The sequence below is a fragment of the Dactylosporangium sp. CA-139114 genome (genome assembly GCF_050955725.1).
In the GTDB taxonomy this organism is placed as follows: Bacteria; Actinomycetota; Actinomycetes; order Mycobacteriales; family Micromonosporaceae; genus Dactylosporangium.
Genome location: NZ_CP192080.1, coordinates 6150799 through 6175203 on the forward strand (window position 1 = coordinate 6150799; position 24405 = coordinate 6175203).

Annotated in this window: 29 protein-coding genes; 16 read left to right on the forward strand and 13 right to left on the reverse strand. The window is 71.1% G+C overall.

Annotated elements, in window-relative coordinates; all coding sequences use genetic code 11:
• Positions 1-13 precede the first annotated feature (13 nt).
• The 5 genes from ACQP2P_RS27130 to ACQP2P_RS27150 are packed head-to-tail and all read right to left on the reverse strand — an operon-like array spanning position 14 to position 3892.
• Positions 14-1045, reverse strand: a complete 1032-nt coding sequence (locus tag ACQP2P_RS27130) for a methyl-accepting chemotaxis protein (RefSeq protein WP_433605366.1) — start codon at positions 1043-1045, stop codon at positions 14-16.
• The gene (locus tag ACQP2P_RS27135) at positions 1038-2066 is read right to left on the reverse strand and encodes a protein-glutamate methylesterase/protein-glutamine glutaminase (RefSeq protein ID WP_433605368.1); all 1029 of its coding nucleotides are present in this window, start codon (positions 2064-2066) and stop codon (positions 1038-1040) included. The genes ACQP2P_RS27130 and ACQP2P_RS27135 overlap by 8 nt, the downstream gene beginning before the upstream one ends.
• Complete coding sequence (locus ACQP2P_RS27140) at positions 2063-2533, reverse strand: hypothetical protein (RefSeq protein WP_433605370.1); 471 nt, start codon at positions 2531-2533, stop codon at positions 2063-2065. The genes ACQP2P_RS27135 and ACQP2P_RS27140 overlap by 4 nt, the downstream gene beginning before the upstream one ends.
• A complete protein-coding gene (locus tag ACQP2P_RS27145) occupies positions 2526-3359 on the reverse strand; it encodes a CheR family methyltransferase (protein ID WP_433605372.1) in 834 nt (277 codons plus the stop codon). The genes ACQP2P_RS27140 and ACQP2P_RS27145 overlap by 8 nt, the downstream gene beginning before the upstream one ends.
• Positions 3356-3892, reverse strand: coding sequence for a chemotaxis protein CheW (locus ACQP2P_RS27150; RefSeq protein WP_433605374.1), 537 nt, complete (start codon positions 3890-3892; stop codon positions 3356-3358). The genes ACQP2P_RS27145 and ACQP2P_RS27150 overlap by 4 nt, the downstream gene beginning before the upstream one ends.
• Positions 3893-4045: 153 nt before the next feature.
• On the opposite strand from ACQP2P_RS27150, the gene ACQP2P_RS27155 reads away from it, so the two are divergent.
• Complete coding sequence (locus ACQP2P_RS27155) at positions 4046-4321, forward strand: DUF2795 domain-containing protein (RefSeq protein ID WP_433605376.1); 276 nt, start codon at positions 4046-4048, stop codon at positions 4319-4321.
• A gap of 115 nt (positions 4322-4436) precedes the next feature.
• Here ACQP2P_RS27155 and ACQP2P_RS27160 read toward each other — a convergent pair whose 3' ends face one another.
• Positions 4437-4943 (reverse strand): TetR family transcriptional regulator, encoded by a 507-nt coding sequence (locus ACQP2P_RS27160; protein ID WP_433605378.1) that lies wholly within the window; start codon positions 4941-4943, stop codon positions 4437-4439.
• Here ACQP2P_RS27160 and ACQP2P_RS27165 point away from each other — a divergent pair.
• Entirely contained in the window at positions 4912-5262 is a 351-nt protein-coding gene (locus ACQP2P_RS27165; protein WP_433605380.1) for a hypothetical protein, read from the forward strand. The genes ACQP2P_RS27160 and ACQP2P_RS27165 overlap by 32 nt on opposite strands.
• A gap of 45 nt (positions 5263-5307) precedes the next feature.
• On the opposite strand, the gene ACQP2P_RS27170 is transcribed toward ACQP2P_RS27165, so the two are convergent.
• The 5 genes from ACQP2P_RS27170 to ACQP2P_RS27190 all read right to left on the reverse strand — a co-directional run bounded on the left by ACQP2P_RS27170 (position 5308) and on the right by ACQP2P_RS27190 (position 9889).
• Positions 5308-6261 (reverse strand): ketopantoate reductase family protein, encoded by a 954-nt coding sequence (locus ACQP2P_RS27170; protein WP_433605382.1) that lies wholly within the window; start codon positions 6259-6261, stop codon positions 5308-5310.
• A gap of 187 nt (positions 6262-6448) precedes the next feature.
• On the reverse strand, positions 6449-7069 hold the full coding sequence (locus ACQP2P_RS27175) for a class F sortase (RefSeq protein WP_433605384.1): 621 nt from the start codon (positions 7067-7069) through the stop codon (positions 6449-6451).
• The gene (locus tag ACQP2P_RS27180; RefSeq protein ID WP_433605386.1) at positions 7069-7899 is read right to left on the reverse strand and encodes a DUF4397 domain-containing protein; all 831 of its coding nucleotides are present in this window, start codon (positions 7897-7899) and stop codon (positions 7069-7071) included. The genes ACQP2P_RS27175 and ACQP2P_RS27180 overlap by 1 nt, the downstream gene beginning before the upstream one ends.
• A gap of 501 nt (positions 7900-8400) precedes the next feature.
• A complete protein-coding gene (locus ACQP2P_RS27185; protein WP_350627042.1) occupies positions 8401-8703 on the reverse strand; it encodes a MerR family transcriptional regulator in 303 nt (100 codons plus the stop codon).
• Between the two features lie 601 nt (positions 8704-9304).
• The gene (locus ACQP2P_RS27190; protein WP_433605388.1) at positions 9305-9889 is read right to left on the reverse strand and encodes an RNA polymerase sigma factor; all 585 of its coding nucleotides are present in this window, start codon (positions 9887-9889) and stop codon (positions 9305-9307) included.
• Between the two features lie 117 nt (positions 9890-10006).
• On the opposite strand from ACQP2P_RS27190, the gene ACQP2P_RS27195 reads away from it, so the two are divergent.
• From ACQP2P_RS27195 to amaP, 7 genes are read left to right on the forward strand one after another with little or no spacing between them, the layout of a single operon-like run.
• Positions 10007-10492 carry an Asp23/Gls24 family envelope stress response protein gene (locus ACQP2P_RS27195; RefSeq protein WP_433605390.1) on the forward strand — a complete coding sequence of 162 codons (486 nt, stop codon included), beginning with the start codon at positions 10007-10009 and terminating at the stop codon, positions 10490-10492.
• The gene (locus ACQP2P_RS27200) at positions 10489-10848 is read left to right on the forward strand and encodes a hypothetical protein (protein ID WP_433605392.1); all 360 of its coding nucleotides are present in this window, start codon (positions 10489-10491) and stop codon (positions 10846-10848) included. Before ACQP2P_RS27195 ends, ACQP2P_RS27200 begins: the two co-directional genes overlap by 4 nt.
• Positions 10836-11084: a hypothetical protein gene (locus ACQP2P_RS27205; protein WP_433605394.1), complete on the forward strand. Its 249-nt coding sequence runs from the start codon at positions 10836-10838 to the stop codon at positions 11082-11084. Before ACQP2P_RS27200 ends, ACQP2P_RS27205 begins: the two co-directional genes overlap by 13 nt.
• Positions 11085-11130: 46 nt before the next feature.
• Positions 11131-11310: a hypothetical protein gene (locus ACQP2P_RS27210; RefSeq protein ID WP_433605396.1), complete on the forward strand. Its 180-nt coding sequence runs from the start codon at positions 11131-11133 to the stop codon at positions 11308-11310.
• Positions 11310-11669, forward strand: coding sequence for an Asp23/Gls24 family envelope stress response protein (locus ACQP2P_RS27215; RefSeq protein WP_433605398.1), 360 nt, complete (start codon positions 11310-11312; stop codon positions 11667-11669). Before ACQP2P_RS27210 ends, ACQP2P_RS27215 begins: the two co-directional genes overlap by 1 nt.
• 22 nt (positions 11670-11691) lie before the next feature.
• Complete coding sequence (locus tag ACQP2P_RS27220) at positions 11692-12228, forward strand: DUF6286 domain-containing protein (protein ID WP_433605400.1); 537 nt, start codon at positions 11692-11694, stop codon at positions 12226-12228.
• Complete coding sequence (amaP, locus tag ACQP2P_RS27225; RefSeq protein WP_433605402.1) at positions 12228-12815, forward strand: alkaline shock response membrane anchor protein AmaP; 588 nt, start codon at positions 12228-12230, stop codon at positions 12813-12815. Before ACQP2P_RS27220 ends, amaP begins: the two co-directional genes overlap by 1 nt.
• Positions 12816-12848: 33 nt before the next feature.
• On the opposite strand, the gene ACQP2P_RS27230 is transcribed toward amaP, so the two are convergent.
• Positions 12849-13469 (reverse strand): CGNR zinc finger domain-containing protein, encoded by a 621-nt coding sequence (locus ACQP2P_RS27230; RefSeq protein ID WP_433605404.1) that lies wholly within the window; start codon positions 13467-13469, stop codon positions 12849-12851.
• A gap of 217 nt (positions 13470-13686) precedes the next feature.
• Between ACQP2P_RS27230 and ACQP2P_RS27235 the strand changes: the two genes are divergently transcribed.
• The 6 genes from ACQP2P_RS27235 (at position 13687) to ACQP2P_RS27260 (ending at position 20127) form a co-directional block, all read left to right on the forward strand.
• A complete protein-coding gene (locus ACQP2P_RS27235) occupies positions 13687-14256 on the forward strand; it encodes a dihydrofolate reductase family protein (RefSeq protein ID WP_433605406.1) in 570 nt (189 codons plus the stop codon).
• Positions 14257-14291: 35 nt separating this feature from the next.
• On the forward strand, positions 14292-14762 hold the full coding sequence (locus tag ACQP2P_RS27240; RefSeq protein ID WP_433605408.1) for a MarR family winged helix-turn-helix transcriptional regulator: 471 nt from the start codon (positions 14292-14294) through the stop codon (positions 14760-14762).
• A 2-nt stretch (positions 14763-14764) separates the two neighbouring features.
• Complete coding sequence (locus ACQP2P_RS27245; protein WP_433605410.1) at positions 14765-15595, forward strand: alpha/beta fold hydrolase; 831 nt, start codon at positions 14765-14767, stop codon at positions 15593-15595.
• Between the two features lie 92 nt (positions 15596-15687).
• Positions 15688-16458 carry an IclR family transcriptional regulator gene (locus ACQP2P_RS27250; RefSeq protein ID WP_433605412.1) on the forward strand — a complete coding sequence of 257 codons (771 nt, stop codon included), beginning with the start codon at positions 15688-15690 and terminating at the stop codon, positions 16456-16458.
• A 247-nt stretch (positions 16459-16705) separates the two neighbouring features.
• Positions 16706-18136 carry an extracellular solute-binding protein gene (locus tag ACQP2P_RS27255; RefSeq protein WP_433605414.1) on the forward strand — a complete coding sequence of 477 codons (1431 nt, stop codon included), beginning with the start codon at positions 16706-16708 and terminating at the stop codon, positions 18134-18136.
• 5 nt (positions 18137-18141) lie between these two features.
• Positions 18142-20127 carry an ABC transporter permease subunit gene (locus tag ACQP2P_RS27260; protein ID WP_433605416.1) on the forward strand — a complete coding sequence of 662 codons (1986 nt, stop codon included), beginning with the start codon at positions 18142-18144 and terminating at the stop codon, positions 20125-20127.
• A 57-nt stretch (positions 20128-20184) separates the two neighbouring features.
• On the opposite strand, the gene ACQP2P_RS27265 is transcribed toward ACQP2P_RS27260, so the two are convergent.
• The gene (locus tag ACQP2P_RS27265) at positions 20185-21573 is read right to left on the reverse strand and encodes a ricin-type beta-trefoil lectin domain protein (RefSeq protein ID WP_433605418.1); all 1389 of its coding nucleotides are present in this window, start codon (positions 21571-21573) and stop codon (positions 20185-20187) included.
• Between the two features lie 402 nt (positions 21574-21975).
• Between ACQP2P_RS27265 and ACQP2P_RS27270 the strand changes: the two genes are divergently transcribed.
• Positions 21976-24372 carry a ricin-type beta-trefoil lectin domain protein gene (locus tag ACQP2P_RS27270; protein ID WP_433605420.1) on the forward strand — a complete coding sequence of 799 codons (2397 nt, stop codon included), beginning with the start codon at positions 21976-21978 and terminating at the stop codon, positions 24370-24372.
• Positions 24373-24405: the final 33 nt, after the last annotated feature.

Consider the following 24405-nt stretch of genomic DNA (forward strand, 5'->3'; position numbering starts at 1 on the left):
GCGTGCCACCTTCCTAGAAGAACGTGATCTCTGAGGTGGGAGCCTCCGTCACCGCACCGGCTCGGTGCGCCTGCAGCTCCCCCTGCATGGTGTACGTGTGCTCCAGTTCGGCCAGGAGCTTCTGCGCCCGCGGCCCGGCGTCCGGAGCCTCGGCGACGTGGCGGGGAAGACTCTTGATGTTGTCCTCCAGGTGCTGCAGCACCTGGCCGACCCGGTCCTGGAACTGCAGGCTCACGATCGCGTCGGAGATCGACGAGCGGATCTCGACCGCCGCCCGCTCCAGCCGCTGCGAGGACTCCCGCGACCGGTTGACGACCTCCTGCAGGTCGTCGATGACCTCCTGGACGTCGTCGTGGGCCCGGGCCACCGCGACACTCTCCCGCTCCGCGTCGCCCTCCGCACCGGCCAGCACCCCCGCGATGGCCGAGCCGATGCCGCCGACCTTCTCGGCCATCTGCTCCGACGTCTGCAGCGACCGGTCGGCCAGGCGCCGGACCTCCAGCGCCACGACGCCGAAGCCGGCGCCGGCCGCGCCGACCCGGGCCGCCTCGATCGAGGCGTTGAGGGCCAGCAGGTTCGTCTGGGCGGCGATCTGGGCCACGTCGGCGGTCATCTGCCTGAGCTCGTCGTTGAACCCGGCGAGCCCGGCCAGATCGTGCACGGCCTGGCGCTTGGCCCGCATCGCGTTGTCCAGGATGTGCACGACGTTGCCGAGGCGCTCCCGGCCGCGGTCGAAGGACCCCGCGCCGCCGCCGTGCGGGCCGAGCGCGTCGGCCGAGGAGGCCAGGACCGCGTCGACGTTGTCGACGATCTGGCTGAACTGCTGGGTGACGGCGCCGATCCCGGCCTCCATCTGCGCCCGCGACGACTCGATCTGGGCCGACCACACCGGCGCCACCGCCTCGGCGAACTCGCCGACGCCGCGGCGGAACGCGTCCGGAGCCGGGCCGGGCGACGGCGGCGGCGCCGGGCGGCGCCGGCCGGCCGCGAAGCCGATCCCGAGGCCCACCAGCAGGGCCACAATGACGTACCAGACCTCAGCCATGGTTACGGATCACCTCTGCAATCGCAGGAAGCGGCACCTCGCGTTCGACGGCGCCGATCGCCACGGCCTCCTTCGGCATGCCGTGCACGACACAGGTCGCCTCGTCCTGGGCGACGGTCGCGGCGCCGGCGCGGCGCATCTCCAGCAGGCCGCGGGCGCCGTCGTCGCCCATACCGGTCATGATCACGCCCAGCGCGTCCGGGCCCGCCGCCTTGGCCACCGAGCGGAACAGCACGTCGACGGACGGGCGGTGCCGGTTGACCGGCGGGCCGTCGAAGACCCGCACCCGGTAGCCGGCCAGCGGGTCGGCCAGCAGCTCCAGGTGCCGGCCGCCGGGCGCGACGAGCACCAGGCCGTCACGGACCCGGTCGCCGTCGGCGGCCTCGCGTACCTCGACCGCGCACAGCGCGTTCATCCGTTCGGCGAACGCGGCCGTGAACTTCTCCGGCATGTGCTGCACGACGACGACGGCCGGCGGGCGGGCCGGCAGCGCGGTGAGGACGCGTTCGAGCGCCTGGGTGCCGCCGGTGGACGTGCCGATCGCCACGATCCGCCGCTCCGCCCGGCGGGGCGCGCTGGCCGGGTCCGCCGGAGGGGCCGCTGGACGCTGCGGGCGCCGCGCCGTGCCCGCCGCCGCGGCGCGCACGGCCGGCACGATGTGGCCGCTGTCGTCCTCGAGGTACCGCTTCACCCCGCTCGCCGGCTTGGCGACGGCGGCGACCGCGCCCGCGGCGAGCGCCTCCAGCCCGGCCCGGGCGCCCGGGCCGACGAGCGAGGAGCACACCACGATCGGCGTCGGCCGGATCGACATCACCTGCTTGACGAACGCCAGGCCGTCCATGCCCGGCATCTCGATGTCGGTCACGATCACGTCCGGCCAGCTGCGCCGCATCAGGGTCATGGCGCGCAGCGGGTCGCCGGCCGCGCCGATGACCTCGATGCCCGCCGCCGCGCCGAGCACGGCCGACAGCACCTGGCGCACGACGGCCGAGTCGTCCACGATGAGCGTGCGGATGCTCACGACGCCACGTCCAGCTCGAAGCGTTCGTTGCGGCGCACCCACACATCGCCGGTGGCCAGGTCGAAGCGCAGGAACCGCGCTCCGCCGCCGCCGACGTCCCCCGTCGGGGCCGCGAAGCCGTGCCGTTCCAGCAGCGTCAGCCCGGCCGTCACGTTGGCGCCGGCGACCCGGCCCTCGGTCAGCTGCGCGCCGCCGCCGAAGATTTTCGTCTGGTACTGCGCGGGGCTCGTCCCGGTCCCCGTCAGCTCACGCAGGAACAGCTCGAACGCCCCGTCGGCGTAGCGGCCGTCGCCCGGCGTGCCCGGGCCACGGTGGCGGCTGGGCAGCATGAAGTGGCACATACCGCCGATGCGCCGCCGCGGATGCCACAGGCAGACGGCCACGCACGAGCCCAACAGCGTCGAGATGCGGGTTCCGGCGCGCGCGAAGTGGAACCCACCCGGGTACAGGAACACGTCGTCAGTCACGAGTGCCCGCCGGGAGCCGGTAGATCGACGGGCTGACCATCCGCAGCCGCGACGGGATGCCGTTGAGCGTCTCGGACAGGCTCACGACGAGGTGGCCCTCGGGGTACAGCATCTTCTGCAGCCGCGCGACCAGCGCCACCTTCGTCGGATGGTCGAAGTAGATCATGACGTTGCGCAGCATGATGACGTCGAACAGGCCCAGGTCGCTCAGGTCGTCGAGCAGGTTGGCGTGCTGGAACGCGACCCGCTCCCGCAGTGTCGAGCCGGCCGCCATCAGCCCGGCGTACTCGTCGCGGCCCTTGAGCCAGTACCGGCGCAGCAGCTCCTGCGGAATCCGCCCGGCCGACTCCAGCGGGTAGAGCCCGCGGCGCGCCCCGGTCACGATCCGGGTCGAGATGTCGGTGCCGAGGATCTCCCAGCCGCCGGCCGGGGGCCGCTCCAGCAGGACCATCGCGGCCGTGTACGCCTCCTCGCCGCTGGAGCTGGCCGCGCTCCACAGCCGGAACATGCGCCCCGGCCGGTGCGCGGGCACGATCACGTCGCGCAGGTAGTCGAAGTGCTGCGGCTCGCGGAAGAACGACGTCTCGTTGGTCGTGAGCAGGTCGATCGCCTGCCGCAGCTCGCGGCCGTCGGGGGCGTGCAGCAGCCGGACGTACTCGTCGTAGCCGGCGATCCCCAGCTGCCGCAGCCGCCTGCTGAGCCGCCCCATGACGAGCGTCTCCTTGCCCGGCTGGAGCCGGATGCCGGTCCGCTGCTGCAGGAGCGCACTGATCGCGGCGAAGTCGGCGCCGGTGATCTCCGGTGGCGCCTCCAGCGACCCGGTCACGGGCCGTCGTCCTCGCGGCCGGCCCTGGACATCGCGGCGAACTCGGCCGGCGACAGGACCCGCTCCAGGTCGAGCACGATGATGAAGTCGTTCTCGCGGCGGGCCATGCCGCTGATGAACTCGGGCTGGATGCCGGTGCCGAACGTCGGCGGCGGCTCGACGTCGCCGGGGCCGAACCCGACGACCTTGTTCACCATGTCGACGAGGATCCCGACGTCCTGGCCGTCGGTGCCGCCGATGTCACCGCTGCGCACGATGATGATGCTGGTACGCCGGGCAACGGCCGTGGCACCCTGGCCGAACCGGATGCCCAGGTCGACAACGGGCACCGCCCGGCCGCGCAGGTTGATCACCCCGCGCACGAAGTCGGGCGCCATCGGCACCGCGGTCAGCGCCCGGTACTCGATGATCTCGATGACGTGGAAGATGTCCAGCGCGTACGCCTCGCCGTGCAGCGTGAACGTCAGGAATCGCCCGGCCTCGCGACCTCCGGGGCGCTCCGCGTCCTCGGTGGCGGTATGGGTGACACTCACCGGCCTGCCCGTTCTGTGCGCAACGATCTCGTCCTTCCGGCTGATCGGCGCGCCGGGGCCGGTCTGTAGCGTTTCCGGCGCGAGCACGCATCGCGTGCCCGCGCATCCCGAGCGGGAGGGGTTGAGCGGCCCCTCCTGGGTACCGCACCAGACATGGCTACTACGCAGGAGGTACTGCGGTACCTGAACGCGGTTGACTACCCGGCGGACAGGGATGCGTTGCTGCGGGAGGCGGAGCGGGAGGGTGCACCACCCGACGTCCTCAAGGCGATTCGCGGGATGCCACCGGTCGTCTACCGCAACAAGGAAGAGGTCGCGCGCTCGGTGAAGACCCCGATCGCCGAGGAGACGCCCGCGGAGAAGGGGGCGAAGGCCCGCGACCGCAAGCACCAGCACATTGCTGAGTACCTGCGCCGGCCCGGGCCGTAACACCCCCGCAGGGCTCGAGCACCACCGTTGGGCCAAACCCCGTCTCGCGCGGCCGACCGGATCGCCGGCCGTCCGGACAGCGTCCGCTTCGCGACTTCACGCCGATGGCGCGGCGTCACGGTGTCACGGCGCGCCGGACGCTGTCGTGCAGCAGGGCACGGCGGCGGTCGTGGTCGGCCTCCGGCTCCTCCGGCGTGGCCGCGTAGCTGCCACTCGCCGGCGACCAGGCCATCGCCATGGCCAGCACCAGGACGAACAGGTCGAACGGGTCGCCGGCGCGCACCCGGCCGGCCGCCTGGGCCCGGGTGATCGCCGAGAGCTTCGCGTCGTCGTAGCGCTGGTCGCCCAGCCGGCCCGCCGGGCGCCGCTCCAGCCGCAGCCAGGCCATGAGGCGGACCAGGTCGGGGTGGCGCAGGTTCTCGTCGTACAGCCCGACGGCCCAGCCGGGCAGGTCGTCGGCGTCGAACGGCCCGGCGCTGAGGATGCGCGCGGTGCGGTCGTCGATGACCGCGTCGAACAGGCCGTCCTTGCTGCCGAAGTAGCCGTACAACTGCGCCTTGTTGGTCTGGGCCGCCGCGATGATGCGGTCGATGCGCGCGCCGGCGATGCCGTTCGACCTCATCCTCGAGACCATCGCCGCGCCGCACGACCTCTCGCCGCTGCTGCGCCTGCTCGCGCTGGAGGGCACCCTCAACGTGCTCGGCGCCCCGATCGAGACTCCGGTGCGCATCATGGAGCTGACCTTCGGGCGCAAGAACCTGACCTCGTCGGGCACCGGCGGCACCAAGCACACCGCCGAGCTGCTGTCCTTCACCGCCGAGCGCGGCATCACCGCCGACATCGAGCTGCTGGCCTCGGCCCGCGTCGGGGAGGCCCTCACCCGGCTCGGCCGCGGCGACGTGCGGTACCGCTTGGTGCTGGACCTCGCCGACCTGGACTGACTCATCGGCGGAGGGAGCGTCGGCGGAAACGACAGCGTGGTGCCGTCAAATGTCGTTTCCAGCAGCGAAGTAGGGCTCGGCTGCCTCCAACCGCGGCACTGATACGCCCAGGCGGCGCGCTTCGGCCAGGGTGTCGCGGCAAACCGCACGCAGTTCGTCGGGGTTGGCGTGCGCCTCCATCACCGTGCGCACCGGCGGGAAGTGACCGAAAAGCCAGCTGAGCACCGGCGCTGCCAGCCAGATGGGCGCCGTGAACGGCAGCACGTCGCTGCGATGTCGCCGCAGGTCGACGCCGCGCGCCTCGGCGAGGGGCAGGAGTTCGCGGGTGGCAAGAATCGCCTCGCGTACGTGGCGTGGTTTCCCGGCCAGCGCGGCAAGGGAGCCCAGTTGCAAGCTCTGCGTGTGCAGGCCCGCGTTCTGGATGAAGTGGATCATCAGCCAGCCCCGGAAGTCGGTGCTCTCCCGGGTTCTGAACCCGGCCTGGCGAAACGCCGTGCGCACGGCTTGCTCGCGCTCGGTCGGCGGTGCGCCGAGGGTGCCGAAGAAGGTCACGGGCTGCAGGGCGGCGCGCAGCACGCCGTCGTCGCCGAAGCCGCCACCAGCGCCGGGGAAGCCCCAGGCCACCTGGTTGGCGGGCAGGGCGTCGACCGCGGCCGACGGCTCGACCCACAGGTTGTTGAAGACGAGCACCGTTGCCTTGCCTACGCGCGGCGCCAGGAAGGACACGGCCTGAGCGAAACTGTAGTGCTGCACGCTCACCACGATCAGGTCGAAGTCGTGGTCCGGCTCCAGCGATTCGCGGTAACGCACCGGCCACTTCTCGGTGACGCGCCGCCCTCGCAGCCGGCGCCGCGCGTCGAGCAGTTCGAGGTCGACTGTCGTTGCGTACTTCGCCGCTCGACCGGGGCGTACGTAAAACTCGATCTCGTGCCCGGCCCGCTCCAGCGCCCACCCGTACGCCACGGCGACAACGCCCCGGCCGAACATCAGAACCTTCATACCGCGCCTCACGGTCATGACCCCGGTCGCCGGTGACGTGGTCACGGTCGATGAGGCCTAAAAATGGAGATTGTTTCCACTTCGAAGATATGGACACAATCTCCATTTGTCAAAGGAGGCGCCAGGTGGCCACTGCCAGGCCGTTGCGTGCCGACGCCCAGCGAAGTGGGGCCGGGGCTGCCGGGCGTCACGCCGCGGGCTGGGCGGTGATGACGACGTTGTCGCGGTAGTGCCGGGTGCTCGCGTCGAACGGGCCTCCGCACGTGATGAGGGTGAGCCGCACAGCGCCGTCGCGGGCGAAGTACCGCTCGAGCGGGATCTTCGCCTTGGGGTACACCTCCCGGGCGGTGACGGTGAACCGCCGGGTGCTGCCGTCGGAACCGGTCACGGTGACCGGGTCGCCGGGTTCGAGATCGCGCAGGTGGAAGAAGGCGCCGGGCCCCTGCTCGGCGCTGTCGACGTGGCCGGCGATGACGATCGATCCTGTGGTGGCATGCAGCGCCGGGCCCCACTTGTACCAGCCGACGACGTCGACGCTGGGCGGGACGGCGAAGTCGCCCGTCTTGTCATCGACGCCGGCCGGGGCGACCTTGACGTCGAGCTTGAGCCGGTCGATGTTCAGGCCGGTCGGCGCGACAGCCGCCGGTGCGGCGCTCACCTGCGGTGCCGGACCCGCCGAGCTGGCCACGGTGGGTGGCGTGCCGGTCGGGGGTGCCGGCTGCTGGGCGCAGGCGGTCACCGCCGCCGCCAGCATCGTGACAATGCCGGCGGCGACGGCGGACCAGGCCGCAGCCCGGGTCCGTGACATCAGGCCCGGACCCGGGACTTCCGCAGCGCGAAGCCACCGGCCAGGGCGGTCAGCAGGCCGAGGGCGCCGGCGAGGTACACCCAGGCGGCCGGGCCCCGGTCGGCCGCGCCGCCGCTGCCGGAGGGGACGCCGCCGGGCGTGCCGTGCAGGCCGGTGATGGTCTGGGCGACCACGCCGAGCGTCTTGCCCTCGGCGGAGCCGACGGCGTAGACGATCGTCGAGGTGCCCTCGGCCAGGCTCAGGTCGGCAGCGGGGATCGCCACCGTGCTCGTCCCGGCCAGGACGACGTCGGCACGCACGGTCCCCGCCGGCAGGTCGGCCTTGGCCTCGTTCGGGTTGGTGAGGTTCTTGAACACCGGCTGGCCGCCCGCGCGGACGTCGACGGCCGGGGCCGCCGCCGTGTGCCGCACGACCAGCCGGGCCTTGCCGGGGGCCAGGGTCGTGGTGTCGTTGACGAACGGGGTCAACGTCGGCTTGCCGTCGGCCGTCAGGTGCGCCACCAGGCTGATGTTCGCGTCGGCGGGCACGGCCGCCTGGTCGACCTTGATGATCGGGCTGGTGACCGGGTCGCCGGGCTTGACGATGACGATGTCGTAGTTGCCGGCCGGCAGGTCCAGCGGGCCGGCGACCTTCGACGGCTGGAAGTTGTCGAGGGTCTTCTTGCCGTTGACGTACACGTCGACCGGCTGTCCCGGGATCCCGTGCACCACCGACACCTTGCTCGGCCCGGCCGCATGCGCCGGCGGCGCGACCAGCAGTGTGGCGGCGGCGACGGCCCCGAGCGCCCCGGCTCCGGCAGCGGCGCGGCGCAACGTCAGACGAATGCTCATGGGGAAGCCCTTCCAGGTTCCGGACACGCGAGCGGCTTGCTCTGTCGCCGTGTCCTTCGTGCGCCGGAGGGCGTCGCGGATTCAGCCGGTGGAACATGCCACGAATCGCATCCAGCCGAGGGCCGCGACACGAATTGACTTCGGGTGGCCGAGAAGGCCGGCATCGTGGTCGTCGCCGCCGGCGGCGACAACGGCAACACCCCCAGGTCGCCAGCAGCGCGTCGACGGTGACCCACAGCTCCGTTCGGGCGCTTCGCGGTGAAGTCACGCTCAAACGGCGCGTCCCGGATGGCAACGGCCCGGCAGCGCCGGTCTGGACCTCCTGGCGGCACCGGACGAACAGTCGGTCCGGGTAGGCCTGGTGCGGCCCCATCGACGTACCGCTGGCCGCCGACCCGGACGCACACGGTCTGCGTTGTTTGAGCCGCACCGCGATGCGTGGATGTCGCTGGAGACCCGAGCCACAGCGGCCGGTGGAATGCTGGTCGGGCCGGATGGAGGTCAGGTGGGGTGGCGTTCTGCGTTGATACGCAGCGCTTCCTCGAGCTGGTCTTCGAGGATGATGATCCGGCAGGCGGCCTCGACGGCGGTGCCCTGGTCGACCATTTCCCGGGCGCGGGCGGCGAGGCGCAGCTGGTAGCGGGAGTACCGGCGGTGTCCGCCGGCGGAGCGTTGCGGGGTGATGAGTTTCAGCTCGTCAAGACGGCGAAGGAAGTCCTGTGACGTGCCGACGATGTCCGCGGCACGGCCCATCGTGTAGGCGGGGTAATCCTCGTCGCCGAACAGGTCATCGGGTTGGGCCATAGCGCCTCCGAGTCGAGGGCCCCGGCACTGTCGCGCCGGGGCCCAAGGGTTATGGGTCGAACACCATCTACCGACGTATCCGTCGGCTTGTCTTTTCCGCCCCGTACGCCACAGACGGCGTCGGGTGCGAGGATCGCATAAGCGTGACCGGTGACCACCTCTCGTTCGATGGAAACAACGGTGTCCGCCCAGCTGAACTGCTGCCGGTGCGGGCGATCCAACGGTGCAGAGCCCTCCCTTTCCTCTGTCTTCTCTTGTGTTGCTCTTTGCTGCACTCCGCCGATGCTGGGGACCACGCAAATTCACGAACCCACCGCCGGCGGAGCTGCTCTCCGGGCGACGCCGCCAACGAATCTCCGGCCCGCCCACTTGCACCCCGAACATCCGGGGCTTCTACCTCGTACTACCGTGCCGAGCGAACCGTGGTGTTGCCGGCTCAGCTCTCCGCCCAACTGTCGGGGCGGCTCGTCAGCGTTTCTCGTACTCCCTGTTCTCTACGCTAAGAAGACTAGCCGGCCCTGGAGAGCATGTCTAGTGTCTTGAGCCCAGATTCTCTGGGTGATCCACCGAAGTTCCCGGAGGGGTGGCCGGGACGCGGCCGTCACCTCCAGTCGTGCAGCCTGGTGGCGAGCGTGCGCCGGGCGCGGTACAGGTGGCTGCGGATCGCCGGGACGGTGCTGTCGGTGATCGCGGCGATGTCGTCGTAGCTGAGCCCCTCGAACTGGTAGAGGACAAGTGCGACGCGTTGCGCGGCGGGCAGCCCGGCGACGGCCTCGGTGACCGCGACGGCGGCCAGGTGCTGTTCGGCCTGCTCCGCTGGGCCACGGGCCGGATCGGCCGGTTCGGGCATCGCGTCCAGCGGGCGGGTCCGCGCGGCGCGGGTGCTCCTGTTCAGCGCCCGCGTGACGACGATGCGGTGCAGCCAGGTGGCGAAGCTGGCGTCGCCTCGGAAGGTCGGCAGGGCGAGCCAGGCGGCCAGCAGCGCCTCCTGGGTGACGTCCTCGGCATCCTCGTGTCTGCCGACCACGCCGAGGGCGACCCGGTAGGCGCGCGGGGCGTGGCGTTCGACGAGGACACGGTATGCGTCGAGGCAGCCGTCCCGGGCGCGCCGCACCAGCATCGTGTCGTCGGTGGGGCCGACCACGGTCCGGGCCTGCCGTCTGACGTCCGGGGAACGGGGGCCCATGGTCGCTGAGGTGCCCGCGAGCACATAGAGAAAACCTGCCGCCGGTGCGCGAGGTTTCGCCGGCTCGGGTGTCTAACACATGACGGTGGCCCTCGATCACGAAGGAGCGCACGTCTCATGACCCAGACCCAGAACCCGCCGAGGACCGGCGAGACGAGGCCGGCGGCCCGCGGCGGCACGGACGTCAAGGGCCCGACGCAGCACAACCGGCTCGCCACCGAGGAGGGCAAGATCAGCGTCGCCGAAGGCGTAGTACAGAAGATTGCCGGTATCGCGTGCCGGGAAGTCGCCGGCGTGTACGCCATGGGTGCCGGCACCAGCCGCGCGTTCGGAGCGCTGCGCGAGAGAATTCCGGGCAGCAGCGGGCCCAACGTCGCCCAGGGCGTCGGCGTCGAGGTCGGCGAGACGCAGGCCGCGGTCGACCTGGACGTCGTCGTCGAATACGGGGTCGGCATCGCCGATCTCGGCCGTGGCATCCAGCGCAACGTCAAGCAGACCATCGAGCGGATGACCGGGCTGGAAGTCGTCGAGGTCAACGTCAACGTCGACGACGTCCACCTGCCCGAGTCCGACGAAGCATCCGGCGAGTCGCGGGTGTCATGACCACCGCGTCCGCCTCGCCGCGGGCCGTGGTGCACGGCGTCGACGTGGCGGCGGTGGCCGCCGCGGTGGACACCTGCCCAGCCGTCGCCGGCCTGGTCACCGGTCTCCTCGGCGGCCCGGCAACCTACCTGCCCGGGCAGCGGGTCGGCGGTGTGCGCATCAGGCCGCACCGGCTGGAGATCGCGATCCGGGCGCGGTGGGGCGTGCCCGCCGCCGAGGTCGCCGTGCAGGTTCGCCAGGCGCTGCGGACGCTCGCGGCGGACCGGCGCGTCGACGTCGTCATCGCCGACCTGACCGACCCACCGCCGGCAGTTGCCGGGCCGGCGGGCCGGGAGACGGTGGAGTGGAAGCACTGAGCGATGACCTGCAGCGCCGGGCGCGGCGACGGGCCTTCATCCGGGCCCACCATCCCGACCTCGGCGGTGACGCGGCGGTGTTCATCGCCGGCCTGGCGGCGTTCGACGAGCCTGCCGCGGCGGGGGCGGCCCGGCGGGTCCGGGTGACCGTCGTGCGCCGTCGGCCGTTGCTGGTCCGGCTGCTGCGGGTCCTGGCCCGGCAGCGCCGGGTGAGCCGGGTGACACGGGTCCGCTAGCCGATCCGCATTTCCGCAGAGAGGCCTTCTCCAGGGACGTGAGGGTATGAACCGTATCGCCTTCGGCACCGCGATCGGCATGGCGCTGGGATTCGCGGTGGCCTTCGGCAGCTTCGGCCAGATGCTGATCGTCGCGTTGTTCACGGCCGTCGGCTACGGCGTTGCCAAGGTGGTCGCCGGCGACGTGGACTTGCGCAGCTACCGCATCACCCGCAGCGGCAAGTGATGCCGGGCCATCCGCAGCTCCATGCGGCCGAGCAGCCGCCCGGCTCGATCACCGTCGCCGAGAGGGTGGTGGCGAAGCTCGCCGCACGTGCGGCGCTGGAACTGCCCGACGCCGTGGCCACTGCCCGGCGTGTCCTTGGCCGGGCCAGGCCCAAGGCATCGGCCCGCGTCGCGGGCGATGTCGCCGTCATAGACTTGGAGATCAGCGTGCGCTGGCCGGCGTCGGTGCCGAGGGTCACGGCCGCGGTCCGCCGTCACGTGCGGGAACGGCTGACCTCCCTGACCGGCCTGACGATCGCCGAGGTCCGCATCGTCGTGACCGACCTGGCCACGGGAATCCCGTCGTTGCGGGTGCGGTGACGACCATGGGCAGGAGGGCGCTGTGAGACTGGTCAACCGGCTGCTTGCCCTGATCGTCAGCCTCGCGCTCGTCGCGGGCGCGGTGGTGATCGTGGTCGACGTCGTCGCGGTCCTGACGGGCCACCGGCCCATCGCGGTGGATTGGCTCGCCGTGTACCGGTGGGGCAGCCACATGACGTGGGCCAGTGGTGAGGTCCGGCTCATCTGCGTGCTGCTCGCGGTGGTCGGCTTGGCCCTGCTGGGCATGGAGCTCAAGCCGCGCCGGCCGGCGAGGTTGAGGACCGACAGCGACAACCCCGCCACCGACGCCGCGTACACCCGCCGCTGCGTCAGGCAGACGGTCCGGGACGCGGTCACCGACGTCGACGGCGTCGACGACGCCGACGTCACCATCCGGCGCCGGCACCTCCGCGTCCACGCGAAGTCCATCGCCCGCGAAGCGGTACCGGCGGCCTCGCTGCGCGACAGCGTCACGCAGGCCGCGCGATCCCGCCTCGACGCGCTCCAACTGCACCGGCCCCCGAAAGTGACCGTGCGCATCTCCGCCAAGGCGCACTGATGCACGCCGACCGCACCAACCGCGTCGCGCTGGCCGTCCTCGGACTGATCCTGCTGGGCATGGGCGTGACCGGACTGCTGCTCGGGGCGGAGTTCTTCGGCGCCCGCGCGGCGCACCGAACCCTGGTGGACAACGACGTCGTCCGCTTCGCCATCGCCCAACGCCGCTGGCTGTGGCCGGCCGTGGCGGTGTTCGCGATCGTCGTCGCGCTTCTGGCGCTGCGCTGGCTGCACGCCATCCTGTTCTCCACCGGGCGGCTCGCCGGCATCCGCGTGGCCGGCGGTGTGGCCGGCGATCGCGCCGCCGGCCGCACCACACTCATCTCCGCCGCGCTGCGCGACGCCGTCTCCGGCGAGATCGAACAGTACCGCGGCGTGAGCTCCGCCCGCACCCACGTGGAAGGCAACCCGGCCCACCCGCGGCTGACCGTCACCGTCCACGCCGACCTTGACGCCGACCTGGCCGGCCTGCGGCACAACATCGAGGACAACGCCCTCACCCACGCCAGGCACGCTCTCGACGCGCCCGCCCTGCCCATCCGGCTGGACGTCACCACCGCAAGGCACGGCGGCCCCCGGGTCAGCTGACGCGTGGTCTGGCCGGGGTTGCTGGGGGCCAGGTCACCGTGGCTGACGTCGTTGGTCCAGTGGCTGTTCGGCCGGCGGCGTGCCGGCCCCGCCGCGGCGGCGGCGGAAGGCTGTGACTTTGACCCGGTTCTGGCAGGTCGTGGTGCAGAAGCGGCGGCTGCCGTTCTTGGAGACATCGGCGAAGACCCGTCCGCAGTCCGGCGCCTGGCAGGTGCCGAGCCGGTCGGCGTCCCCGGCACTGACGACGCGGGCCAGCGCCTCGGCGCAGATCGCCGTATACATCGCAACCAGCTCGGCGTGGACCGGATGGTGATGCAGGCGCCAGCGCCCCTCCTCCTTGGCCAGGTGCGGCTGGGCCGGCGAGCGCGCGAGCAGGGTGTTGAGCCGCTGCGCGGCAGCATCGACATCATCGCCGCGCAGGTCGTCGAAGACTTCGCGGAGCACCCGGGCCAGCGCGACGAAGCCGGGCACGTCATCCGCGCCCAGAGCGGCCAGCGACGGCGGATCGAACGCGAGGATCCGCGTGAGCGCGCCCAGTTCGTCTCCGGCTGCGGGCACGGCATGGCCGCCAGCGGCCGTCAGCTGGTTGACGAGATCGATGGAGACGATCACGCCGGCATCGGTGTAACTGTCTAACTTCACTTGACCGGTCACCCAATCTCGCCCTACGGTGTCACTGACGACGAAGGCTACATCGGTTACATCCGTCGCCGAAGGGAGGGCGCTCGTCATGAGCCGACGGGGATGCGCGTGGCCTGCCGCTCGCCCCCGGGGACCCGCGGTGCCCACCTGGCGGGCCCGCCGGCCGACACTCACCGCGGCCGTCGACTGAGCCGCGGTCCAAACGCGAACCCGACAAGGAGCCGGACCGATGAGCCTCACCCAGTACTACGTCGCCGCCACCCTCGACGGTTTCATCGCCGATCGCGACCACTCGCTGCAGTGGCTGTTCACCGCCCGCAGCGACGACGGCGGTCCGCCCGGCTACCGCGCGTTCATCTCCTCGGTCGGCGCGATCGCGATGGGGGCGAACACCTACGAGTGGATCGTCGCGCACGCGAGCCCGGGCACGGATCCGGCGGACCCCGCCTGGCCGTACGACCAGCCGTGCTGGGTCTTCACCCATCGCGAGCTGCCGCGGCTGCGCTCGTCGGCGCCGATCGTCTTCACCAGCCGTGATGTCGCGACGGTACACGCCGAGATGGTCGCGGCCGCCGCGGGCCGCAACGTCTGGGTCATGGGCGGCGGCGACCTCACGGGCCAGTTCGCCGACGCCGGGCTGCTGGACGAACTGCTCGTGGCCGTCGCGCCCGCAACGCTGGGATCGGGCGCCGCGCTGCTGCCGCGGCCGCTCGACCTGACGCTGCACGACGTCAGGCGCAACGGGGACTTCGCCTGCTTGCGGTACGAGGTCGGGCGGCCGCCATTGCGGAGCGAGTAACTTGCAGTTCTAACTTAGAATGCTAAGCTAGCGGCGTGAACCACTCGAAGAATCTCGGGCTGGAGCTGCACACGCTGCTGTCCCGCCTCGAACGGGCCGGTGACCAGATCCTGCGCACCGGACACGGGCTGTCCTACCGGCGGTTCATGGTCCTGGTCATGCTCGGCGAGCTGGGCGTGTCCACCCAGCGGGCGCTGGCCGACAGCCTGGCCGTGACCGAGCCGTCGATGAGCCGGATGGTCGCCGCTCTGGCCGAAACGGGACTGCTCACCGTGGCGCCCGACCCCGCCGGCGGCAACCGCCGGCAGATCGCCCTCACCGACACCGGCCGGGCGCTGGTCGAACAGGCCGGCACCGACCTGATCCGACGGCTCACCGAGCTGGTCGAGTCCACCGGCGTGCCGTTCGACACCTACCTGGCCCACACCCGGCAGCTGAACGCCGCCCTCGACAGCCCTGGCACCCGGGCCGCCCACCGCGACACCCACCACATCCCGAGGAGCTGACCATGATCGCCACGACCACCGTGCGTACCGCCAACTCCCCCGACGGCACCACGATCAGCTACCACACCACCGGCACCGGGCCGGACATCCTGATCATCCCCGGCGCCCTCAACGACGCCGGCGACTACACCGCACTCGCCACCGCGCTCGCCACCCACTTCACCGTCCACACCGTCCAGCGGCGCGCACGGACCGGGAGCGGCCCGCAAGGCCCCGGCTACAGCATCGAGACCGAATGCGCCGACCTCGCCGCGGTGCGCGCGGCCACCGGCGCCCGATACGTCTTCGGCCACAGCTACGGCGGGCTCGTCGCCCTGGAGGCGGCCCGCCGCGACCCGGGCATCGCCAAGCTGGCCCTGTACGAGCCCGGCGTCAGCGTCCAGGGACTGTTCCCGATGGACTGGACGGCACCGTACCGCCGGCTCCTCGACCAGGGGCGCCCGTTCGACGCCTTCGCCACCTTCGCCATGAGCACCGGCCCCGCCGCGGCCCGCCGCAACCCCAGATGGCTCATGGCCGCCATCCTGCGCTTGGCGTTCCGCGGCGCGAAACGAGCGAAGATCTTCCAGCTGCTCGAGGCCAACCTGCACGAACACGAGCAGGTCGGCCGGCTCGACGACAGCTACCCCAACTACCGCGAGGTGTCCGCGGACGTCCTGCTCATGGCCGGCGGCAAGAGCGGACTGCCGCACGTCGCCCCCGCCTTCGACCGGCTCACCGAGGTCCTGCCGTCCGCCCGCGTCCGCACATTCCCGAAGCTGGACCACTTCGGACCAGAACACAAGGGCGCGGCCGAGGTGGCCGAAGCCGTCACCGCGTTCCTGCTCCGCTGAGCCGACCGCCGGCATGCGGCAGCGCGGCAGCATCGTCCGCGCTGATGGCCGAGGACAATATCCGGACGCAAACGCTGCGAAAGGATACCCACATGCCCCGCGTGGTACCGGCGGTCACCCGCGCCCTCGACATTCTCGAACTGTTCCTGGATCGCCCCGAGCTCTCGGCTCGCGAGATCACCGAGGGCCTCGGCCTGCCGCGCACCACCGTCCACGAGCTGCTCGTCACGCTCGTCGCCCGCTCCTACCTGGTTTCCGTGCCGGGCCAGCCGGTCCGCTACCGGCTCGGGATGCCACTGTTCCAGCTCGGCGCCGCGTTCGCCGGACGGCTGGACCTGGTGCGGGAGGCGCAGGAGGTGGCCCAGAGCGTCGCCGCCGCCTCGCACGAGGCCGTGCACGCCGCGGTGCTCGACGGTGCCGACGTGATCTACCTCGTGAAGGCCGACAGCACCCACCCCGTCCGGATGGTGTCCGCAGTCGGCCGGAGGCTGCCCGCGCACTGCACGGCGGTGGGCAAGATGCTGCTGTCGAGCCTCGACCCGGCCGAGCTCGACGCCCGGCTGCCGGCCCAGCTGCCCGGCATGACCCCGGACAGCATCACCGACCCGCGGCGGCTGCGGGCCGAGCTCGACGAGATCCGGGCCGCGGGCGTGGCGGTCGACAACGGTGAGTCCGACGGCGCGGTGCGCTGCGTGGGCGCGCCGGTGCGCGACCACACGGGTGCGACCGTCGCGGCGATGAGCATCTCGGCGCCGATCATGCGCTGGACGCCCGCGACGCACGCGGACTGGACGCGGCTGGTGCGCGACGGGGCCGCGGAGCTGTCGGCCCGGCTCGGGTACCGCGACCGGCCCACGCATTGACACTGCTCACTCGGTCCTCTATGGTCGCCACCACTCGGATCGAAATATCGAACCGTGTTCGAAATTTCGAACAGCGCGGCGCCTCGGGTGCATGCGCCAATGCCTTCTGCGATAAATGCATTCATTGAGACGCCGCAGGGAATTTCGGTATTGACCGTTGCCATTTCATCGTCGTACCGTTCGGCGCACATCCGAAACATATCGAAAATGCCCCGAGAGTTTCGGAACGTGGAGGAGGCGAACGGCCATGGAAGACCATCCATTGTGGACCCGGCGCAGCTTTCTGGCGATGGGGGCGGGCGTGCTCGGCGCGGCCGGCCTGGCCGCGTGCGGCGGCGGCACGACACCGGCCCCGCAGGCGCCGGCCGAGGTGCCGAAGGAACTGCTCGACGCGGCGGCGTCGCTGAAGGGCACGTCGATGGGCATGCTGTCGCAGAAGCTGTACTCGGAGGCGGCGAACGCGGCCCTGAACAGCTCGATCAAGAAGTTCGCCGACGCCACCGGCACGACGATCGGCAACAGCCTGGTCCAGGCCGACGCCGGCGACGTGGTGGCCAAGATCGACGCCGAGGTGAAGGGCGGCACGGCCCGCGACCTGGCGTTCATGACCGACTCGCGGTTCGTCGCCCAGTTCCAGGCGCTGGGCGACCTCGAGGACGTGTCGGACGTCGTGCGGGCCCTGACCGCCATCTACGGCGAGCCCACCGCGGAGTCCAAGAACTTCTGCGTCTTCGACGGAAAATGGTTCGCCATTCCGTACCACTTCATCGGCATCGGGTCGTTCCTGCGCAAGGACTGGATGCGGGACAAGGGCATCTCCCCCAAGGAGGTGTACAGCTGGGAGGAGCTGCGGGACCTGTGCCTGGCGATCTCCGACCCGGGCAAGCGCCGGTTCGGCTGGGGCATGACGGTGAACCGGTCCGGGGACGCCAACGGCATGATCGAGGCGCTGATCAACGCGTATGGCGGGTCGATCGCCTCCAACGACGGCCGGAAGGTCACGTTCAACTCCCCCGAGACCGTGCAGGCGGTGGCGTTCCTGGGCGACATCTACACCAACCCGAAGTACAAGCCGATGCTGCCGCCCGGGGTGGCCTCCTGGACCGACTCCAGCAACAACGAGAACTGGCTGGCCGGCATCCTCGGCTACACCCGCAACCAGTTCAGCGTCTACGCCGACTCCAAGACGAAGAAGAATCCCGTCTACGACAACACCCACGTCTTCGCCGACTGCACCGGCCCGGCCACCGACAAGCCGCTGCTGCTCGGCCAGTCCCAGGGGTTCGTCGTGTTCAAGGGGGCCAAGAACACCGCGCTGGCCAAGCTCCTGGCCCAGTACCTGGTCAGCGCCCCGGCCCTGGTCGGCGTGGCGAAGGAGGCGCCCGGCCTCGCGCTGCCGGCCTGGGAGAAGGTCTGGGACGCCGACCCGTTCTTCACCAGCGGCGACCCGGCGTTCCCGATCATGCGCAAGATCACCCAGCAGGCACTGCCACTGTCCACCAGCAACGGCCTGAACTTCCCGCAGAAGGCCAGTGCCGGGCAGCAGGCGGCCGTCGGCGCGTACGTGCTGACGGACATGATGCAGCAGGTCATCCAGGGCACGGCGCCGGCCCAGGCGGTGCAGGCCGCGCACACGAAGATGGTGCAGATCTTCAACCAGCAGGGCCTGACGCAGTGACCACGGTGCGCACCGCACCGGCGCGCCGGCCGTCCGCGCCGCCGGGGCCCGGCTCCCTCACCGCGGCCCAGCGGCGCCTCGGCCGCGACTGGCGGCTGGCGGCGCTGTTCCTCGCGCCGACGGCGGTCCTGGTCGGTGCGCTCGTGCTCGTGCCGATCGCCCGTTCGATCGTCACGAGCACCACCGAACGGCACGGCCCGGACAGCGTCTTCGTCGGCCTGGACAACTACCTCGCCCTCGCCGGCGACGAGCAGTTCCGCACCGGGGTGACGAACTCCTTCGTCTTCACCACGTACGCCGAGGTGTTCAAGGTCGTGCTCGGCCTGGCCGCGGCCCTGCTGCTGCACCATCGGCGGCGCGGGCGGGCGCTGCTGGCCGGTCTGCTCCTGCTCCCGTGGGTCGTGCCGACCGTGGTGACGGCGTTCAGCTGGCGCTCCCTGCTCGACCCGATCTTCGGCAGCGTCAACGCCCTGCTCACCGGCTCGGGGATCGGCCCGCTGCTGGCCGCCGTGCACCTGGTCGACGAGTGGCCCGCCGGGTGGCTGTCCGATCCGGCCCTGGCGATGCCGTCGGTGATCCTCGTCAACGTGTGGAAGGGCGTGCCGTTCTTCACCATCGCGTTCCTGGCCGGGCTCAAGGCCATTCCGGCCGACCGCTACGAGGCGGCGACCGTCGACGGCGCCTCGGCGTGGCAGCGGTTCTCGCACGTGACGCTGCCCGGCCTGCGCCACGTGATCACGGTGACGGTGACGCTGTCGTCGATCTGGACGTTCAACAACTTCGACCTGATCTGGCTGCTGACCCAGGGCGGCCCGGGCGACGCGACCACGCCGTACGTGCTGGTGGCCTACTCGAAGGCGATCCTGCAGCTGCAGTACGGGGCGGGCGCGGCGGTGACGCTGGTGATGCTGCCGGTCATCGGCGCGCTGGTGTTCTTCCTGGTCCGGTTGCTGCGCCGGGACGCCGACGCCGAGCCCCGCGGGCGGCCCACGGCGGTGCGCAGGGCGGTGCCGTGGGTCGTGGCGGCGGTCGTCACGGGCCTGCTGGCCTGGGCGTCGCCACACATCTTCTGGAAGGCCGCGGTGGTGCTGGGCGTGATCGCGCTGATCGCGGCGGCGGTCGGCCGGGTGACCTCGGCGTTGCAGGCCGGGGGCCAGCGCCGGGCGTCGGCCGTGGTGTCGCGGCTGGGGTCCGGTCTGGCGCTGGCCGCGCTGCTGGTGTTCGTGCTGGCCCCGCTGTACTGGATCGCGGTCACCGCCTTCAAGTCCGAGGGCCAGATCGTCATGCGGGTGCACGACCTGTGGCCGACGCCGTGGACCCTGGAGCAGTTCGGCGACCTGTTCACCACGAAGCCGTTCGGCCGCTGGTACCTCAACACGGTGCTCGTGTCCGTGGCCTCGACCGCGGTGGCGCTGGTCTGTGCCGCCCTGGCGGGGTATGCGCTGGCCCGGCTGCGGTTCCGCGGCGCGCAGGGGTTCACCGTGACGGTGCTGCTCACCTACGTGATGCCCGGGGCGTTGCTGTTCATCCCGCTGTACCAGTTGCTGATCGGGACGCGGCTGACCGACTCGCTGTGGTCCCTCGTGGTGACGTATCCGACGTTCACGCTGCCGTTCGCCACATGGTTGCTGACCGGCTACTTCTCGTCGATCCCGGTCGAGCTGGAGGAGGCCGCGCTGGTCGACGGCTGCACCCGCGTCCAGGCGCTGCGCCGCGTCGTGCTGCCCCTGGCCCGGCCGGGGCTGCTGGCGGTCGCGATGTTCACCCTGACCAACGCCTGGAACGAGTTCCTGTTCGCGCTCGTGTTCATCACCAAGGACGAGTACAAGACGCTGCCCGTCGGCATGCAGTCGATGATCATCGGTGACGTGGTGCCGCAGGGCCAGCTCGCCGCCGCGTCGCTGCTCGTCAGCATCCCCGTCGTCGTCATGTACGCATTCGGGCAGCGCTACCTGACCGAGGGGCTCACCGCCGGCGCGGTCAAGGGCTGACGCCGATTGCTCGATCACCGGCAGCTGGAGCCGTCCGGCCCAGCCGCGAGGCGCCGATCAGGTGCGGCTCCAGGACTGGTTGCTGCCGCCGTTGCAGGTCCAGACCTCGACCTTGGTGCCGTTGGCGGTGGCGGCGCCGGTGACGTCGAGGCACAGGCCGGACTGGGCGCCGGTGACGGTGCCGTCGGCGTTGATCGCCCACTGCTGGTTGGCGGCTCCGGTGCAGGTGGCGATCTGTACCGCCGCACCCGGTGTGGTGGACTGGCCGGCGACTTCGAGGCACTTGGTGCCGTACACGGTCAGCTGGCGGTTCGTGGTGTACGTCCACGACTGGTTGGCGCCGCCGTTGCAGTCCCAGATCGCGACCCGGGTGCCGTCGGTGGTGGAGCGGTCGGGCACGTCCAGGCAACGGCCGGACCCCGTGCCGCGCAGCACCGTGCCGCCGCCGCCGTCGCCCGGGCCGACCGTGCCGGTCGCGGTGTCGATACTCCAGCTCGACCGGCAGGTCATGGTGACGGTGGTGCCGCTGATGGTGAGCGGCTGCCAGACGTAGCGGGAGTCGGGCAGGTTGCCGGGGTTCCAGCGGTCGCCGAGGAACAGGTAGGCGGTGCCGCCGCTGCCCTGCACCGGCAGGATCGCCGTGGTCTGCGAGTTGCAGGTGTTGGTGCCGGTCGGTGCGAAGCTGCGAAACGCGCTCCAGGTGCCGGTGATCGAGGAGGCGGTCGCGTACTGGTTGTCGTTGGTGTTCCAGCCGGTGAGGTGCGAGCCGAACAGGTAGTACGTGCCGCCGATCTTCACCATCGCCGGCGACTCGTACTGGTTGAGGGTCTTGACCAGCGCCGTCACGCTCAGGAAGTCCGCCGAGAGCTGGTAGATCTGCAGTTTGGCGTTGGTGCGGTCCTCGCTGAGCAGGTAGGCGGTGCTGCCGTCGAGGAACAGGGTGTCGTCGAGGCTGTCGTGGCCGGCCGGCTTGAAGCTGCCCCGGTAGGTGTACTGGCCGCAGACGCTCGGGCTCGTCGCGACGCCGGCCCTGCGCTCCGAGTAGCTCGTGTTGTCGATGTGCATGTACATCACGTAGGTGGCCGTGGCGGCGTTGTAGATGACGTGCGGCCGCTCGACGATGCGGTTAGGGCCGAGGTCGCCGCTTGCCTGACGGGTGAGCACGTTGCCGACGAACGTCCAGTTCTTCAGGTCGCTCGACGAGTAGCAGGTGATGTTCTGGAACGGCGACCCGTTCGTCTTGTCCTCGCCGAGCCAGTAGTAGGTGCCGCCGACCTTGGTGATGCCTTCGCCGTGCGCCTGGATGGCCCGCCCGGCGGTGTCGGTCCACACCGCGCCGGGCGTGATGGTGACCGGCGCCGCGAAGGCGGGTGCGGCGATCCCGGTGACGAGCCCGGCGGCCAAGGTCATTGCGGCGGCGAGCAGCAGTCGATGCAGCGGCTTCACGGGTTCTCCCAGGGCTGGCGTGTGAGCGCTCACAGCACCGCCGACAGTGCCAGAGAACGCGCCTCAACTCAAGGGGCCGACACGATTCGGCGATGACGACGGCAATTGGCGAATGTAACTTCCCCAGGGGCATCTGCGACGGCCGGGAATGGTGGCCGCGGCGCTGGGCCGGGGCCGGTCAGGCCCCTGCATGGCCGTCCGGCTGCAATTCCCTTGACGCGGGAGCGCCGACCCTCCCTTCGCGCCGTCCATAACACTTTTTCCCGAGCGGCCTCCCGCAGCGTGCAACTTTCACGGTCGGCCGCGTATTACACGCGGATTTCGCCCCACACCTGTCGTCGATGTCGCGAAATCGACAAGACTCCATGCGAGTTACCGCTCTCGACACTGCGAGGTATTCGCATGCAGCGAACAAATCACCGGCCCGGCCGCCGTGCCCTGGCCGCGCTGGCCGGTATCGTGCTCGCGGCCGCCGGCACCCTCGTCGGCGCCGGTTCACCGGCGCAGGCGGCGACGGCGATCACCATCAACGGGGCATCAGCCGGGCGGACGCTGGACGGCATCGGCGCGGTCAGCGGCGGCGGCGGCAACAGCCGGCTGCTGGTCGACTATCCGGAGCCGCAGCGCAGCGACATCCTGGACTACCTGTTCAAGCCCGGTTACGGCGCCGCGATGCAGATCCTCAAGGTCGAGATCGGCGGCGACACGAACTCGACCTCGGGTGCCGAGCCGAGCCACGAGCACACCCGCGGCGTCATCGACTGCAACCGCGGCTACGAGTGGTGGCTGATGGAGCAGGCCAAGGCCCGCAACCCCGGCATCCGGCTGGTGGGCCTGGCCTGGGGCGCTCCCGGCTGGGTCGGCAACGGCACCTTCTTCACCAATGACGCGATCGACTACCTGACGGCATGGCTCGACTGCGCGGGCCGGCACGGGCTGACGATCGACTATCTCGGCGGTTGGAACGAGAAGGGGTACAACGCCGGCTGGTACAAGAACCTGCGCTCCACGCTCAACGCCCGCGGCTACCCGAACGTCAAGCTCGTCGCGTCGGACGACTTCGGCTGGGCCGCCGCGGACGAGGCGCTGCGGGACCCGGCCTTCGCCGGCGCCGTGTCGGTCTTCGGCAGCCACTACGTGTGCGGGTACCGCAGTGCCCAGAGCAGCTGCCCCAGCTCCGGCAACGCCGTGGCCACCGGCAAGGCGCTGTGGGCCAGCGAGAACGGCTCCGACGACTACAACGCCGGCGCCGCCGCGCTCGCCCGGGGCATCAACCGCGGCTACATCGACGGCAAGATGACGGCGTACATCAACTGGCCGGTCATCGCGGCCATCACGCCGAACATCCCATGGTCCACCACCGGCGTGGCCGTCGCCGGGCAGCCCTGGTCGGGCGCCTACTCGATCGGGCGCAACGCCTGGGTGATGGCGCAGACGACGCAGTTCACCGCCTCCGGCTGGCGCTACCTGGACAGCTCCAGCGGCTACATCGGCGGCAACCGCACCAACGGCAGCTACGTCTCGCTGCGAGCGCCCGGCTCCGGCGACTACAGCACCGTCATCGAGACGATGGACGCCACCGCGGCCCAGACGCTCAACTTCACCGTGACCGGCGGCCTGTCCACCGGCACCGTGCACGTGTGGTCCACCAACGTCCGCTCCGGCAACGCCGCCGACTTCTTCGTCCGCGGCAGTGACATCACGCCCTCGGGCGGCGGCTTCTCGCTCACCGTCCAGCCCGGCTACGTGTACAGCATCACGACCACGTCCGGGCAGGGCAAGGGCACCGCGGCCAGTCCGGCGGCGGGCAACCTGAAGCTGCCCTACAGCGACACGTTCGACGGCTACGCGACCGGGCGCGAGGCGAAGTACCTCATGGACCAGCAGGGCTCGTTCGAGGTCACCGGCTGCGGCGGCGGGCGGACCGGGCAGTGCGTGCGCCAGATGTCGGAGCAGGCACCGATCTACTGGACCAGCGGCCAGGCCGAGCCGTACACGCTGCTGGGCGACCTGACCTGGCGCAACTACACCTTCTCCTCCGACGTCATGCTCGAGAAGTCCGGCTACGCCCAGCTCGTCGCGCGCGGCAACACCTACAACCACCAGGGCCCGCAGAACCTCAACGGCTACTACTTCCGAGTGACCGACTCCGGTGCGTGGTCGATCCGCAGCAACAACACCAGCGGCAACTGGCGGACACTGGCCTCCGGCTCGACGACGGCCCTGGGAACCGGGCGCTGGCACACGCTGTCGCTCACTGTCAACGGCAGCAGCCTGACCGCGGCGATCGACGGCACGACCGTCGGCAGCGTCTCGGATACCGCCTGGGTGGCCGGCCAGGTCGGCTACGGCACCGGCCAGGGCGTCACCGCCCAGTTCGACAACCTGTCCGTCACCCCGCTCGGCGGCTCCGGCAGCCCGACCGGCGAGCTGCGCAGCGCCGCCGCCAACCGGTGCCTGGACGTCAACGGCGCCAGCCAGGCCGACGGGGCCGTCGTGCAGATCTGGGACTGCAACGGCGGCGCCAACCAGCAGTGGAGCGCCACCTCGAGCAACCAGCTGACCGTCTACGGCAACAAGTGCCTCGACGTGCCCGGCACCGCCTCGGGGACCCGGGCCAGGATCTGGACCTGCAACGGCAGCTCCGGCCAGCAGTGGCGCGTCAACACCGACGGCACGATCACCGGTGTCGCATCCGGCCTGTGCCTCGACGTCAACGGCGCCGGCACGGCCAACGGCACCGCCGTGCAGCTGTGGACCTGCAACGGCGGCAGCAACCAGCAGTGGATCCGCAACTGAGCCAGATCCGGCCCGCATGGCGGACCGGCAACG

Bases quoted from the DNA above. Each gene is read 5' to 3' on its own strand.
- ACQP2P_RS27155 (WP_433605376.1), top strand. From the start codon at position 4,046: ATGGCTACTACGCAGGAGGTACTGCGGTACCTGAACGCGGTTGACTAC.
- ACQP2P_RS27180 (WP_433605386.1), bottom strand. From the start codon at position 7,899: ATGAGCATTCGTCTGACGTTGCGCCGCGCCGCTGCCGGAGCCGGGGCG.
- ACQP2P_RS27245 (WP_433605410.1), top strand. From the start codon at position 14,765: ATGATCGCCACGACCACCGTGCGTACCGCCAACTCCCCCGACGGCACC.
- ACQP2P_RS27185 (WP_350627042.1), bottom strand. From the start codon at position 8,703: ATGGCCCAACCCGATGACCTGTTCGGCGACGAGGATTACCCCGCCTAC.
- ACQP2P_RS27255 (WP_433605414.1), top strand. From the start codon at position 16,706: ATGGAAGACCATCCATTGTGGACCCGGCGCAGCTTTCTGGCGATGGGG.
- ACQP2P_RS27170 (WP_433605382.1), bottom strand. From the start codon at position 6,261: ATGAAGGTTCTGATGTTCGGCCGGGGCGTTGTCGCCGTGGCGTACGGG.
- ACQP2P_RS27175 (WP_433605384.1), bottom strand. From the start codon at position 7,069: ATGTCACGGACCCGGGCTGCGGCCTGGTCCGCCGTCGCCGCCGGCATT.
- ACQP2P_RS27190 (WP_433605388.1), bottom strand. From the start codon at position 9,889: ATGGGCCCCCGTTCCCCGGACGTCAGACGGCAGGCCCGGACCGTGGTC.
- ACQP2P_RS27195 (WP_433605390.1), top strand. From the start codon at position 10,007: ATGACCCAGACCCAGAACCCGCCGAGGACCGGCGAGACGAGGCCGGCG.
- ACQP2P_RS27235 (WP_433605406.1), top strand. From the start codon at position 13,687: ATGAGCCTCACCCAGTACTACGTCGCCGCCACCCTCGACGGTTTCATC.
- ACQP2P_RS27215 (WP_433605398.1), top strand. From the start codon at position 11,310: ATGCCGGGCCATCCGCAGCTCCATGCGGCCGAGCAGCCGCCCGGCTCG.
- ACQP2P_RS27250 (WP_433605412.1), top strand. From the start codon at position 15,688: ATGCCCCGCGTGGTACCGGCGGTCACCCGCGCCCTCGACATTCTCGAA.
- amaP (WP_433605402.1), top strand. From the start codon at position 12,228: ATGCACGCCGACCGCACCAACCGCGTCGCGCTGGCCGTCCTCGGACTG.
- ACQP2P_RS27200 (WP_433605392.1), top strand. From the start codon at position 10,489: ATGACCACCGCGTCCGCCTCGCCGCGGGCCGTGGTGCACGGCGTCGAC.
- ACQP2P_RS27210 (WP_433605396.1), top strand. From the start codon at position 11,131: ATGAACCGTATCGCCTTCGGCACCGCGATCGGCATGGCGCTGGGATTC.
- ACQP2P_RS27270 (WP_433605420.1), top strand. From the start codon at position 21,976: ATGCAGCGAACAAATCACCGGCCCGGCCGCCGTGCCCTGGCCGCGCTG.
- ACQP2P_RS27130 (WP_433605366.1), bottom strand. From the start codon at position 1,045: ATGGCTGAGGTCTGGTACGTCATTGTGGCCCTGCTGGTGGGCCTCGGG.
- ACQP2P_RS27160 (WP_433605378.1), bottom strand. From the start codon at position 4,943: ATGAGGTCGAACGGCATCGCCGGCGCGCGCATCGACCGCATCATCGCG.
- ACQP2P_RS27165 (WP_433605380.1), top strand. From the start codon at position 4,912: ATGCGCGCGCCGGCGATGCCGTTCGACCTCATCCTCGAGACCATCGCC.